11 protein-coding genes are annotated in these 13878 nt (G+C 45.5%); 7 read left to right on the plus strand and 4 right to left on the minus strand.

The window, feature by feature from the left end:
- Nucleotides 1-46: 46 nt before the first annotated feature.
- Nucleotides 47-7690, plus strand: coding sequence for an S-layer homology domain-containing protein (locus ICC18_RS32540; RefSeq protein ID WP_188178556.1), 7644 nt, complete (start codon nt 47-49; stop codon nt 7688-7690).
- A gap of 176 nt (nt 7691-7866) precedes the next feature.
- Here the strand turns inward: ICC18_RS32540 and ICC18_RS32545 are convergent, their stop codons facing one another.
- On the minus strand, nt 7867-8094 hold the full coding sequence (locus ICC18_RS32545; RefSeq protein ID WP_188178563.1) for a GyrI-like domain-containing protein: 228 nt from the start codon (nt 8092-8094) through the stop codon (nt 7867-7869).
- Here ICC18_RS32545 and ICC18_RS32550 point away from each other — a divergent pair, their 5' ends adjacent.
- A complete protein-coding gene (locus ICC18_RS32550; protein ID WP_188178557.1) occupies nt 8095-8685 on the plus strand; it encodes a hypothetical protein in 591 nt (196 codons plus the stop codon).
- Nucleotides 8686-8693: 8 nt separating this feature from the next.
- On the opposite strand, the gene ICC18_RS32555 is transcribed toward ICC18_RS32550, so the two are convergent.
- Nucleotides 8694-9131 (minus strand): winged helix-turn-helix transcriptional regulator, encoded by a 438-nt coding sequence (locus ICC18_RS32555; RefSeq protein ID WP_223193068.1) that lies wholly within the window; start codon nt 9129-9131, stop codon nt 8694-8696.
- Nucleotides 9132-9243: 112 nt separating this feature from the next.
- Between ICC18_RS32555 and ICC18_RS32560 the strand changes: the two genes are divergently transcribed.
- From ICC18_RS32560 to ICC18_RS32570, 3 genes are all read left to right on the plus strand, one after another.
- Nucleotides 9244-10017: an NmrA/HSCARG family protein gene (locus tag ICC18_RS32560; protein WP_223193069.1), complete on the plus strand. Its 774-nt coding sequence runs from the start codon at nt 9244-9246 to the stop codon at nt 10015-10017.
- Nucleotides 10018-10128: 111 nt separating this feature from the next.
- Nucleotides 10129-10710, plus strand: a complete 582-nt coding sequence (locus ICC18_RS32565; protein WP_188178558.1) for a histidine phosphatase family protein — start codon at nt 10129-10131, stop codon at nt 10708-10710.
- A 136-nt stretch (nt 10711-10846) separates the two neighbouring features.
- Nucleotides 10847-11233 carry a GyrI-like domain-containing protein gene (locus ICC18_RS32570; protein WP_223193070.1) on the plus strand — a complete coding sequence of 129 codons (387 nt, stop codon included), beginning with the start codon at nt 10847-10849 and terminating at the stop codon, nt 11231-11233.
- Nucleotides 11234-11487: 254 nt separating this feature from the next.
- Here ICC18_RS32570 and ICC18_RS32575 read toward each other — a convergent pair whose 3' ends face one another.
- Nucleotides 11488-12012, minus strand: a complete 525-nt coding sequence (locus ICC18_RS32575; protein WP_188178559.1) for a GNAT family N-acetyltransferase — start codon at nt 12010-12012, stop codon at nt 11488-11490.
- Between the two features lie 766 nt (nt 12013-12778).
- Here ICC18_RS32575 and ICC18_RS32580 point away from each other — a divergent pair.
- Together ICC18_RS32580 and ICC18_RS32585 are read left to right on the plus strand one after the other, a co-directional pair.
- Nucleotides 12779-13306, plus strand: coding sequence for a hypothetical protein (locus ICC18_RS32580; RefSeq protein ID WP_188178560.1), 528 nt, complete (start codon nt 12779-12781; stop codon nt 13304-13306).
- 46 nt (nt 13307-13352) lie between these two features.
- Complete coding sequence (locus tag ICC18_RS32585; protein ID WP_188178561.1) at nt 13353-13727, plus strand: DUF2750 domain-containing protein; 375 nt, start codon at nt 13353-13355, stop codon at nt 13725-13727.
- Between the two features lie 74 nt (nt 13728-13801).
- On the opposite strand, the gene ICC18_RS34945 is transcribed toward ICC18_RS32585, so the two are convergent.
- Nucleotides 13802-13878: IS3 family transposase (locus ICC18_RS34945; protein WP_376745684.1), on the minus strand; the 77-nt coding region annotated here is incomplete at its 5' end.

Genomic DNA, 13878 nt, shown 5'->3' on the forward strand with positions numbered 1-13878 from the left:
TTTGAAGTGATACATAACGTATCGAAACATGGAGGGTATGCTGATCATGATTCTCGGACTCTTGAAGAAAAAAAATCGTAATCTGCTAGCGCTTATGCTAGCCTCGACCCTTATGTTCACGTCGGCGGTGCCGGTATCGGCAAGTACATCTGATTCAAGTGAGACCAATTCGATTACTACAGTCACAGAGACTGTGTACGGAAAGGCTTTTGGACCGGCAGTATCTGCAGCCCCGCTATCGTGGAATTTACTTTCCAAGCTAAACCGCGGTCTCATGAGTTTTACGTACGCGGCAGAAGACCGACCGATCTCCAAGCTAAGCTCTAACGAAAGGTACTTCGCATTTCTGACCTACGTAGTGTCTGATGAGGTCGCAGCCGGAAGGAAGATTGTGCAAATTCAGGACCGGCAAACAGGGGAGCTGCTCAGCGTCAAGACACCGGATGCTACCGGGTGGGTGCACGATTTCGATATGTCGCCGGACGCCCGTTTTGTTGCCTATAGCTATGGCAAGGGTCTTCTCAGTCCCGAAGTGAAGGTTTATTTGTTTGACAGAAGCAGCGACACGCTAGAAACAGTGAACGGAGTCGGTTCGACCAAGGGGTTTCCAGACCTCAGCAGCAACAAGGTATCCATCAGCGCAGACGGACGCTTTGTTATATTCGATACGGAGGCGGACGGCGTGGTTTCCGGGGATGATAACGGAAAGCAGGACGTATACCTCTATGACCGCGAGGCCTCCGGCATCAAGCTGCAGAGGATCAGTGTTCCGCTTGAAGCGAATAGTAACGATGAAAGCCGTGATCCTTCCATCAGCGCGGACGGCAGCAAAATCGCCTTTGTCTCCAAATCCAAGCTGACAGCGGAGGATGACTATATCGGAACGGAGAGCCTCTACCTGTATGACCGCGAGGTGAATGGCGGGCCGGCGTTGAAGCGGATCACCCAAGGATACACGCCTTCGCTCAGCGGTGACGGTCGATTTATGGCCTTCACAACATACAAGGATGACTTAGGTGTAGACGACACCAATTATTCAAAGGACATTTATGTCTATGATGATGACAACGGCAGTTTTCAGAGAGTGTCCTTCAAGCCGGGCGGTACGGAGTTTGACCGTGACAGTATGAACCCTTCTATCAGCCGAAACGGCGCTTACGTCGCCTATGAAACGGATTTAAACGATGATGATGAAAATGTGGAAGTGTACGTTGCGGACAGACAAGGCCTGTTCTCTGCGAAGGTTAGTGTTCCCGGAGCTCCTCTCTCCTTGGTGCCTTCGAGCAAACGGCCTGCCGTTTCCGATACGGGTACCGTTAATTTCTTTTCCAACTACGTAGAGAAGATCGGTGAAATGGAGTTCACTGTCCCCGATTACTTCATCGCCACGAATGGTACAACGCCGGCTTGGCCGCCGGGCAGCACTCTTCAAGCGTCAGATATGGGGGCTGACCAAATTACGTTAAGCTGGTCCGGGATCTCTGATCCGGATGGCGTTACGGGGTACGCTCTTTATAAGAACGGTATTCCCATCCATTACACGCCGGCAACGGGTCAAGTAAACTATTCCGTTAATTTGACCAATCAGGTCCGTGAGCAAGGGATGAGCTACCTTTTCCAAGTTGAGGCTATTGACAGTAAGTATCACTGGAGCATGAACGGTCCAACTTATAACTGGGAATCCGCTGAAGGACCGGTTGAAACCCCCATGTTCCTTATATGGAGAGGGGAAAGGGAAGACGCGAACGGTCCACTGAAGCAAGAGAGTAACATTACCATTAGGGCCAATGGCGTAAAAGGTCTCGAAACGAAGGTTGAATGGAACTATAAAGAAGAGACGAGCGGCGCGGTTACAACCAAAACGGATTCGGTGGCATTAACAGAAAGTCCGCCTAACTCCGGTTTTTATACCGGTACATTCCAAATGTCTCCGATCGCCACGGAATTGACTTCAATCAAGATGAAGCAGAAGAAGGCTGACGGCACGGAAGTGGTAAAAGAAGCGGCAGAATTGCCTGTCCCTGTGGGCGGAGGCCTTCAAATCAGTTTCGTGAACGCCTCTCCGGAAGAGCTTCGCGGTGCGATCCTCACCGTACTCGGGATATCGGGAGAGCGTACCTTGGTGTTAGCCGATAACGGAGTGATAACTCTCAGCGGATTGCCGCCTGATGATCAGTATGAAATCTACTTGTATACGCCGGATCACCAATACGAGATGGGCAGTCTTGAAAGTATAACCATTCAACCGGGCAAAACCAACACGGTTACGATACCGGTCAAGGTTCCCTCTCAAGTTCGGGTAAAAGTGGTGAATGTCGAAGGACAACCGGTGGCGAACGTCCCGGTTACACTATGGGATTCGGAACACAATCTCCTTATGAATACCACAACAATGGCGAATGGATTGACCTATTCTCGCGGAGGTCTTCTGCGAGACCAAATCGTGACGGCGGAGCTCGATCTTAGCGACCTCTTCTACGAAGTTGCTCCCGGCACTAACCTGAGCTTGAAGTTGGATGGCGGGGATAATATGCTGACCGTCAATCTGATCTCCCCCGGTAAGGGGACGTTAGAGCTGACTGTGAAGGATCCGTCCAACAAGCCGGTCTTTAATGCCTATGTGACCGCCACTCAGACCTATAAAGGCAAACCGGTCATCACACAGGCCCGCACGAGTCTGGACGGGAAGATCCGAATGGAGCTTTTTGCAGGGGATGCGGTGTTGGAGGCCTCCGAGTTCTCCAATCTCTACAGGTCCGGTCAGGTTCCTGTCATGATAACGGCCAATATGACAACCAATCTGGACATCCCGGTTATGCAGCCGGGACAAGGGGTTGTGAATCTCCGGGTATTCAAGAAGGCGTTGGATACCGAATGGCAAGGGCCTCTTAATATGGAGAACGAGATGTTTGTATCCTACGTGGAAACCAATCATGGGTGGGCGCACACCTATTTTGAAAATGCCGTTTCAATCGGCGGCAGTCCGGGTACACCTGTGTATGTCTGCGTATCCGGCGATATTTATGCCAATGTGAGCCAGTGCAAGAATATTGCTTTGGATGATAACTCCAATGCTACGGCCGAGATCCGGCTTGAGGAAACGGGAGCCCGTGTTCAAGGGAAGGTGGAGATCGGACGGGATATTTCCTATACCGCTACGGTTTATGAATTGAAAGATAACGGCAGCAAGGTGTGGGTATCGAATGCTTGGGACAACAGATTCCAATCGGATCCGTTCAACATCAATGTGCCCCGCGGCGGCAAGTACCGGATGGAGATTATCCGCAGCGAGCGGGACGCGAATAGCCATTACCGTTATGAATATGCTACCGTCGATTTCTCCATCGCAGAGAATCAAATCAAGAATTTGGGCGAGATCCAATTCAGCCCGTCCAGCTATTTCATCAATCAAACGGGCAACTATTTCACGGCACAGCCATCCCTGGCGATGCCGGGAAGCACATTATCTCTGCGGGCTTCCTATCGGAACAATAATGATCGGCTTGCAACCAATGCTTTGCTGCTGCTGGACATTCCGGAAGGAATGACGCCGGTTACCGACGAGCTTGGAAATCAGGCAGTAACCGGGGCCAAAGGTCCGGTCTCTGTGGAAGGCAATACCCTTCGCGTGCCGCTGGGCAATTTGGCAAAAGGTGATGGCGGTACGGTGGTTTATAAGCTCGCGGTCTCTCCTGCCTTTAATCATAGCGCCGTGGTTGTGACCGCGCGAATTAAGGCTGTACTAGGTCCTGATAACATGGAGGAAACACTGGGAACGGCTTATCTGGACACGCCAATGATCACCCTGGAAGCGCAGGAGAGGGTATCCTCCGCCGATCGGGGAACCGTATTGAGCGGTTTCGCGCCGGCAGGCGCTATATTGACCCTATATGACTCCAATATTCGGATCGGTGGAGCCGTTGCCAACGCTTCCGGCGTTTGGAAAGCATCGGTTACCCTTGCGGATTTAGGCAATCCCGGCTTCCATGCACTGTGGGCGGAAGCGACGGTGAACGCCGTAAACCTGAAGTCCGATAAAGTGTACGTGAATTATGACACGGATGGACCGCAGTTGCTTCGGATGGCCATGGCCCAAGCGCCGGCTGGGCGCTGGGTGACGATGGAAACCGGCAAGAATGCACCGGACATCGCTTATACTGTTCTTCCCGGGAACCCCTTCTTGTTGGACTTCGAATTTTCGAACCCGGATCAGGTAGAGAATGTCCGCGTCTACATGGACGGACAGGAAGGCGATCCCATTGCGGCTGTACGCGATGGCAATTTATTTCACGCTACAGTACCGACGACACATGATGCATTAGGCGGCATTTACATCGATTATGACGTAAAAAAACCGGCGTACACCTATGACGGAGCTATTCCCGATTTGGAACAGTTTCGTGCTTCGCTTCCCCCTATGATGCGGGACTTCGAGGTTGTTTCGACGACACCTTTCGAGCTAGTGAACGGTATTTACTCCGGAACGGTCAAACTGAGGTTCCCGCAGTTCGGTAACATGAAGATGTCGATCACTCTTACTTTGGATCCCGAATCCAATTACCGGCCGACGGAGGCGGAGAAGGTATTAGCGGCGCGTTCCGGTGTCCCCGCCATCCAGACGGGATTCGAGACGGACGAAACGGATACGTCCTTCAGCATCAAGACACACGGATATATGCCGCGCAATCTATTGCCCGAGGGGGTCTTTGGTTTCACCGGGTTCAGTACTAAAGAGCTTCCCATTCCCCTTCCAGACCAAGTTGCGCATTGGGAGCATACGGCTGAATATTTCATTGAAATCAAAACCGAAGTGGATGGTGTAAAGGAACAAATACCGGATATCAAAGGACAGTATGAGCAATATATGGGTTTCGCGGAAAAAGTGAATAAGATCATGTACAAGGTGGATGCCTCAGGTTTGGACTGCTTGGCAGAGCTGCCAGGCACTCTCAAACAGGCCGGCAAGGCATTGGGCGCTCTTGTTGGAGGCGAAATCGCCAAGACCGGTCTGGCTGCCTGGACCAGCGCAATGACGCTGTCCGGAGCCGGGGGTGTTGCGGCAGGTTTAACGACTAGCTTGATAGGAGCACGGATCGACAAGTATGTAAACGAGCAAATCGATGCAATCGGCACAGGCTATAATCAATGTAATGACGGCACTGACAATAATAAGAAGAAGAAGGGTCGTAAGATTGCAAGTCCCAAATGGATCTATGACCCCAGCGGCTATGTCTACGAGGCAGTGAAGAGCAACCCGCTTGAAGACGTAACGGCAACTGTGATGTACCGGGATAAAGACTCTGGTCTTTGGAAGGTTTGGAAGGCAGAGGAGTATGATCAGATCAATCCGCAGCTGACGGACGAAGCCGGGAAATACGGCTGGGATGTGCCGCCTGGCAAGTGGAAGGTTGTCTGGAGCAAAGAGGGTTACGAGCCTGTTTCCAGCGATGAGCTGGATGTGCCGCCTCCGCGAACCGAAGTCAACGCAGGGTTGATTTCACGGGCCTCTCCCAAGATTTCCACGGTAACCGGTGTTGTCTATGGAAGCGGCAGTTATGTGGATATCACGTTCTCCAAGTACCTGAAGGTAGTGGAATTGAAGGATGGGGCCGTTACCTTAACGGATTCGCGAGGGATCGGTATGGAAGGCACGGCAGCATTTATTCATAAGGAAGAAAGCGCTGCTGACAAAACTGCCATTCTTTCCAGAACAATCCGATTTACGCCAAAGGATTTGATGGCTGGTGACATTTATCAATTGAAGCTGGATCGGGCATATATAACGAGTTATTCCGGTGTGAAGATAACGGATGAGGATGCAGCTCCTGTATCCTTTACTGCAAAAGCCCTCGATACGACTGGGCCGGCGGTGGATACCGTAAAAGTGGAAAGCGGTGGAAGGATCGTACGGATTACTTATAATGAGCCGATTGCCGCTACTGCGAATCCGAGTAAGTTCCGGTTAAACGGAGCAGATGGGCTGATAAACTCGGCTGTCGCAGATAAGAAGCGGGGCCAGACGGAAACCCGTGACCTGCTGTTAACCGTAGATGGAGCGGTAACGGAAGCCTCTGAGCTGATGCTGATGGAAGGAGCTGTGAAGGATCTTCAAGGGAATCCGTCTACGGAAGCTAATAAGACCTTGTCTCTTGCAAACAGCCCGAATTTGAGCGGACTGACAGTGGATCATAGAACATTAAGCCCTGTATTCGACCCACTTGTAACGGCATACAGCCTGAAACTGCCTGCAGGCACGAAGCAGCTTGCCATGACGGCAACGGCTTCGGATTCCAGTGCTGCACTATTGATTAATGGATTGCCTGCCGAAAGCGGGCTGGTCCAGACCGTAACGATTCCGGATGATGATCATTTAAGCGTCACCGTAGTGCTGAATGGTATGGCTGTACGCACATACATGATTAAGGTCACTTACGAGAGCGGTAACGACGGGCCATCTTCCACGCCTCAGGAGACGCCGGCTTCTCCCATTAAGGATCCCTTAACCTTGGGTGAGAAAGCGAAAGTGGAGAAAAAACCATCATCCTCCGGAGGAACCGCTATATACCTGACCATCGGGAAGGAAGCGATCAACGAAGCCCTTATAGAAGGTACACAATCTCAAGTGCTTGATATCGAGGTGAAGGAGCCTGCAGATGAGGTCATCCTGCAGTTTCCTGCGGAGTCACTCGGTCAAATGGCTGATGCCCATGCAACCATACGATTGATGTCCGGCATGATGAGTGTCAATCTGGACCCCGCTGCACTCTCAATAGGCAAACCTGCGGATGGTGCGATGGTTCGGTTATCGATTAACCTAACGAAAGGGCAATTGGGCAGAGATGCGGAGGAAGCAGCGCGCAAGCTAAATATGAACTGGCAATCGCTGACTAGAACGGCAAGTGTAACGTTTGAAATAGTAGGCGGCACCCAGGCCGTAGAGGTGTCCTTTGCCAAGAAAAGCGCCATAGAAGGGAGCTTCTTGAAGCTCCAAGGGGAATCTCTGGAGGTCTATCGGTATAATCCTGAAGCCGCGGCTTGGTTCTATGTTCGAACTATACCGAGCGAGACCGATCATGGGCTGCAGTTCGATATGAGTACCGGGGACATCTATATGGTTACAACTTTCACCAACCGTTTCAAAGACACGAATGGTCATTGGGCAATGAAAGATATCGACTGGATGGCGCGGCGTCTCTTGGTACATGGGGTGTCACCGACGGAATTCCGGCCGGAGGGATCTGTCACCCGAGCCGAGTTCATCGCTATGCTTGTTCGAGCTTTGGGAATTCAAACAAACGGAGCCTCTGCCAGCAGCATGACCTTCTCTGATTTAAGCCAGGACGCTTGGTATTATAATGAGGTTCTGGCCGCAGCAGCGAACGGACTCGTTAACGGCTTCGAATCCGGGCAATTCGTACCAGATGAGAACATTACCCGTGAACAAATGGCGGTTATGATTAGTCGGGCATATGAACGTGCAAATGCTGGCAGAAACGCCCCTTCCGCTAATCTGGATAAGAAATTCAGGGACAGCGCCCGGATTCATAGCTGGGCAATGGACGCGGTGGCTCAGGTATTGAACGAGGGTATGATGCAGGGGATAACGGACGATACTTTCTTGCCAGAGGGCATTACAACTCGAGCGCAAGCGGCGGTCGTAATTGGAAGATTCTTAAGGAAACAAGAATGATAAATACACTAAGAGCCTCTGAGTCCGCTCGTCCGGATCGGAGGCTCTTAGTGTATTGCTTCAAGATGGGTGGGGTGGTTTGGTGAGTTGTTTATGTTAGGGTTCTCCGCAGTGATTATGGTAATGAAAAAATAATGGTCACCTCTTTGGTGACTTTTGTCGATTCTTATTTGGATTTAATCAGAATACAGATATCCATCTCCATATTTATCCGAACATCGTTCATCATAAATTTCAATTTCATAAGTTCCTGCGTGTTCCAAATTGTTCCGGGGGAACCACTCTTGGAAGATAAATCGCCATGTGTTTTGAATCGCATTAGAAAACCTGTATGGAAATTTAGTGAAAGAGATTGAGGAAACATTTTCTATGAACGGTAACCTAACAAAACAGAGGTGAGTAATTTGCTGAAAAGAGTTGTTTTTCTTATCACCGCCTTGTCGGCATTAATCGGCGGTATGATTTGGCTGCGGATGGGCTTTGAGTTATCCTTGATGCCCACTGGTAACCCCAAAGATCAAGTTTACCGAAGTTCTCAGTCTTTTATGCCATGGTTCGGTTGCGGTATAGCTTGTATCGGAGTAGGATTGGTTGGTTTATATGTTTCCGTAAAGGACGCTGGACGATTTGTACGATGGGCACTCATTGGTACTTTGCTCGGCTGCTTCATTTATCTTTACGGTACGATATCTCGTATTTCGATGAACTTGAGTATCCAATACGAAGCAGCACAGCCGATTGGTTTACTAGTCACCATCGCTGGTTTATTATTTTTTAGTGTAAGCATGCTGAGGTCGCAATTATTACCGTTATGGACCAGGGTTTTGCTTTTGTTGAGTTCCGTTTCGCTACTCATATTTAACGACCAATTCATCACCGCATGGTCGTCGGTTCCCTTCGGAATATCATGGATGGGGTTAAGTATGTATCTATTTAGGAGATTTGCCCAAGCTTCGAACCCCAAGTTCACAAAGCTGAACGACGGGGAACGATAGCTCAATCATTACACGAAGGCAGCCGGCCAGAAAGATCGGCTGTCTTCGTTGTGAACGGGCAGGATAGTGACAATGGTGATCGGGCTTCTGATATTTTGGAAGCCTGATCTTAGAGGTAATGTCAAATCGTACCATTTTTCGCCCCACTGGTACATGAAATCAAGCATTGGAACCAGTGATTTACCTTTCTTAGTTAGGGTATATTCGACTTTTGGCGGCATGACATAATATTGTTCTCTATGGATAATTTCATCTCCCTCCAATTCCTTTAACTGTTGGCTAAGAGTTTTATGTGCAATTGGCGGTAAGTATTCTTTTATTTTCCCATATCTGATCACTTCTTCTTTTGCTATGAAAAACAATATAGCCCATTTCCACTTTCCACTAATCACAGACAGCGTGTAAAAAATGGGACAGTTAACTTTTTCGTTATTACAATTGTCCATATTTCGCTCCTTTACTAACTTTTTGTTTAGAATATAACAATAATGTGCGTACTATATAATTTTACAATAAAAATCTCTCACCCGTGACCCAAACAAACCCTCAGCAGAAACATTGCGGAAAGCTGGGGTAGAAATTTTTGAAGGTGATCATGACAATCCTGATTCGTTACCGGAGGCTATGCAAGGAGTATATGGGGTATTCAGCGTTCAACCTACAGAATTCTCCCCAAACATATCACCGGATTTTAGCTACGGAGACGAAGTTAGATTTGGAAGAAATGTAGCAAATGCGGCGAATAAGGCTGGTGTTCAACATTTTATTTACTCATCGGTAAGTGGAGCGGATCGTTTAATTGTCGGACGAAATTATAGTAAATGGGAAATTGAAGAATACATTCGAAACCTTGATTTACCACTGACAATTTTACGTCCGACTTGGTTCATGGATAATTTCTCCGATCCACTCTTTGGACTTCAAACCGGCCAACTTTCAACTGCAATAAAATCAAACATAAAATTACAACTAATCGCTGTTGAAGATATCGGTGCATTTTCAGCCTTAGCTTTTGAAAATCCCGAGAGATATTTAGGCAAAACAATTGAAATCGCCGGGGATTCTTTGACTCCCGTGGCTATTTCGAACGCAATATCACGTGCTATCGGAAGAGATATTCCCTATGTTGAGATTCCAATCGATACTATTCGTCAAATAAGTCCAAGTGGAGCACGGACGTTTGAGTTTATTAATAATGAGGAACTCATAATTGATATTGCCGAAGTCCGGAGGTTACACCCCGGGTTGTTGACTTTTAATGGATGGTTGGAAAATATGGTAAGACAAAGATGGAGTTACTGTTCGCTTCCGAGCATTAAGGGATTCAGTTGAAGCCAAGTCATTAAGCTAACGGATAACGATAGCTCAGAAAAATCACGACGAGGCTAACGTATGCCTTCAGCATGGTTGAGAGTGATTATTTGAAGTCTAAGGGAGAAATTTATGAAAACCTTTATATACATGGTCAGGCACGGAGAATCGCCTAAAATGGAAGGGAACGAAAGAACACGTGGACTGACTTTAAAGGGCGAATCAGATGCCCAAATAGTAGCTCAATTATTGAAGGATGAGGGTATAGATACTTTCATCTCAAGTCCATATAAAAGGGCAATATTAACAATAGAGGGACTAGCCCAATCTTTAGGCAAAGAAATGATTGTTATTGAGGAACTAAAAGAAGTAGTATTTATTGGTGATGATAAAATAATGCCTGATCAGGAAGTGTATCCATTAGTAAAGAAGATGTTTTCAGATCCAGACTTTTCGTTGTCTGGAGGGGAGTCTTTTACAAATTGTCAAAAGCGTGTTGTAACTATCTTAAAAAATATTATAAGCGAATATAAGGGGCAGAAAGTTGCTATTGGAACTCACGGGGCCGTTATGACAATGATGATGGGATACTTTGATCCTCAGTTTGACTTGGACTTTTTATTAAAAACTTCAAAACCTGATATCTACAAGATGGAAATTGATGAAGGAATATTAACTAAAACAGAGAGGCTATGGAGGGCAAATCTTGTATGATTCCATTAAACTAACAGAAACAAGTGCGGAATCATCAACAAAGGGCAGATTTGCTTAATAAAAAAGACATCCAAAAAAGGAAAAAAGTATGTCCCTTCGAGAAAGTAATATTGAAATTAATCATGGAGGTTATGGGATGGCTATAAAAATCATTGAAAGAGAACATTCCCGTATCATAGGAATGGAACTGGAAACATTATTGCAAGACACTAGAGAGCAAATGATAATTCCAAAGTTCCAACAATCGTTCAATGAAAGATTAGAAGAGGTAAATGGTACCGTAGGACTTCCGATTACATATGGCGTATTCATAGACCCGCCAAATTATAATCCTGATACAGATCTGTTTGCATGGATAGCTGGCGTTGAAGTTAATCATGATGTGGAGCCGCCAGTAGATATGATTTCTTATGAACTTCCTAAAGCGACCTATGCAGTTTTAGAATACCAAGGAGACATCGATAGGGCTGGTGATGCTTATGGGGAGTTGTATGAATGGATAAGTAATTCAGAGTATGAATAAGCAGGAACTTTCGGGTTCGAGATGTATTCGAAAGTACATTCACCATTAGAACGAGGATATGCAGATTTTTTGTTGCATTTTCCAATAAAACGGAAATGAAAGACTGTTTTCTAAATTCATAAGATTATTCAACTATGGAGAACAATAGTTCAAACAAAACAAGGAGCAGTTCAGCGGCAAGCTGCTCCTTGTTAACGGGCAGAATACTCCATAAAGAATGTGATTAATTCTTGCTACAGAAATGCTACTTCAGACTAATATTCCGAAGACAAAATACTATATAGAAACGAATCGTGCCATTTCTCTTTGAAAAATAGATGTTTACGGAAGTGACCTTCTTTGCGCATACCGAGTTTCTCCATTACACGAAAGGAGCCCTTGTTTTGAGGTCTGCAAGTAGCACATATGCGATGAAGTTTCAGTTCTTTAAAACCGAAGTTCAGCATAGCCTTAGCAGCCTCGGACGCAAAACCATGACCCCAATAGTCTCGATTCAGGACGTAACCCACTTCACCTTGTAATACTTCTTTCTTGATTATACTGCTCGCTCCAATTAACGAATTTGATTCTTTGACCACAATTGCAACCGTAAATTGATTTCTTGGATGCTCACTTTGAGAGGCAATAACGTCCTCGATGAATGCTCGTGTGTCGTCAAGCGTGTTCGGCCCCCAGTCCGTGTATCGGCAAACTTCAATGTCGGAAGCATAGTTGTGAACTGCCTGAACATCCTCCGAGGTAAACTCACGCAAAATCAAACGATCGGTTTGTAAAATCATAAAACACCACCTTTGACTTTTGTTTTAATTATAGATTTAGTTAGGTAAAAGGTAAATTATAGAGGAAGGGCCAACCAATGTTCAACTATCAGGTAATAGTTGAATAACGCATGGATGGGCAAGTGCTGCGTTAGCCTGTTCTTTTTATTAAGCTAACGGTAAGGGTACGATAGCACAATAAAGACACAACGGCAGCCGGCCAGACGATCGGCTGTCGTTGTTCGTTGAAGTAACGGACAGAATAGTGAAATAACCCGAATTACATATTGTAAAATGAGGTAAGGGGTGATGATAATGGTCGTATCATATTTATTTTGGGGATTCATGTCTATCTGTATCCTTTTTTCTATGTTGACAGCACTAATAGCGATTACTAAACCATCATGGTTATTAATGGTAGTTAGTGCTATAGCATTTTTTCCCTTTGTAGGATTCTTTAATGGTTATCCTCGATTTGAAGGCTCGATATTTTTATTATTTTTTCATGTAGTAGCTATGTTTTCAATAATGTTCAAGAAATACAGAATAGCATGGGTATCATTAATATCTCCTTTAATATTTACAGTTTGGGTGTTAATAATTGTAACAATAAATTGAAAAACTATCTGCGGAGTTTCATTGTTCAACTAACAGAAAACGATATAGAATACAACAAATAACAGGATGCCGGCAATCGGCAGCCTATTGAGGTAACGGGCAGCTTAGTTGAAGTATGGTATCATTGTAAATTATAAGCAGTTAGTGATTTTCTCAGGAGGTAATAAAATTGATTAAGTTAATCAAAACAGTTGATAATGAACTGGTTTATTGGGAAGTTTGGGAGGATAATAAAACCTTACAAGTGCACTATGGTGTTGTTGGAGATATTGGTGAAACTGTAAAAGTAAAATTAAAGTTATTTGAAAAAGCAGAAAAGGTAATGGAAAAATTAACCAACGAGAAGATAAATGAGGGTTATGAACATCTTGTTGAAGAAGAATTAATAGAGCTTATTGTCCAACATTCTTATACATCATATCAAATGGAAGAAGCACTAGAAAAAAGACATATGGTCGAAGAATTAATGAATGAGTGTTTAGGTTGGACTGGAAATGGTTCTTGTGATGGTGGAGATATTGGTAGTGGAAATACTAATGTATTCAACTATGTTATTGATTTGGATAAAGCTTTAAAAACAATTATTGAGGAACTATCTAATAATAATTTATTAGAAAATGTTAAAATAGCTTATTTAAATAAAGATGAAGAATATGTTTCACTTTATCCAGAAGGTACAGATTTTGATATTATATAATTAAACTAACGAAGAACTCTAGTTAAATTGCTAGGAGAAGATAATTTTGAATCAAAAAGAATTCGAAGCAGTTATAAAACTTCCCGCGAATATTCGATACGAGTACTTTATTAAGAAGGTTGTTGATTTTGAGGAAGTTTGGGGATTGTATGATGACGGATGGGCAATGACTTCAGATGATAATGGAGGCATATTAATTCCATTCTGGCCAAAGAGAGAATTTGCAGAGTATTGTGCTTTTGAAGAGTTGTCTAATTATAAAGCACAGAGTATCTCTTTAGATGAGTTTATTAATGACTGGTTACCCGGAATAGAGGAAGACCAGTATAAGCCGTCGATCTTCTGGAACAGAGATGATTCTGCTGTTCTTGAGGTTAACGTGCTACTGAATGATTTGGAGCAAGAACTTGAAAAGTACTGAACATCGTTACGACGGAAAACGATAGTGAGGAGCTGCCGCAATGAAGTGACCCCAAAAAGTTAGACAGTATATTGTTAGGCAGCTTCTAGGGCATGAGTCCGGTACCGTACCGGGCTCATGCCTTTTAGTTTTGCCTTTATTCGTTTGTGGT

This window comes from Paenibacillus sedimenti, assembly GCF_014534655.1.
Classification (GTDB): domain Bacteria; phylum Bacillota; class Bacilli; order Paenibacillales; family NBRC-103111; genus Paenibacillus_E; species Paenibacillus_E sedimenti.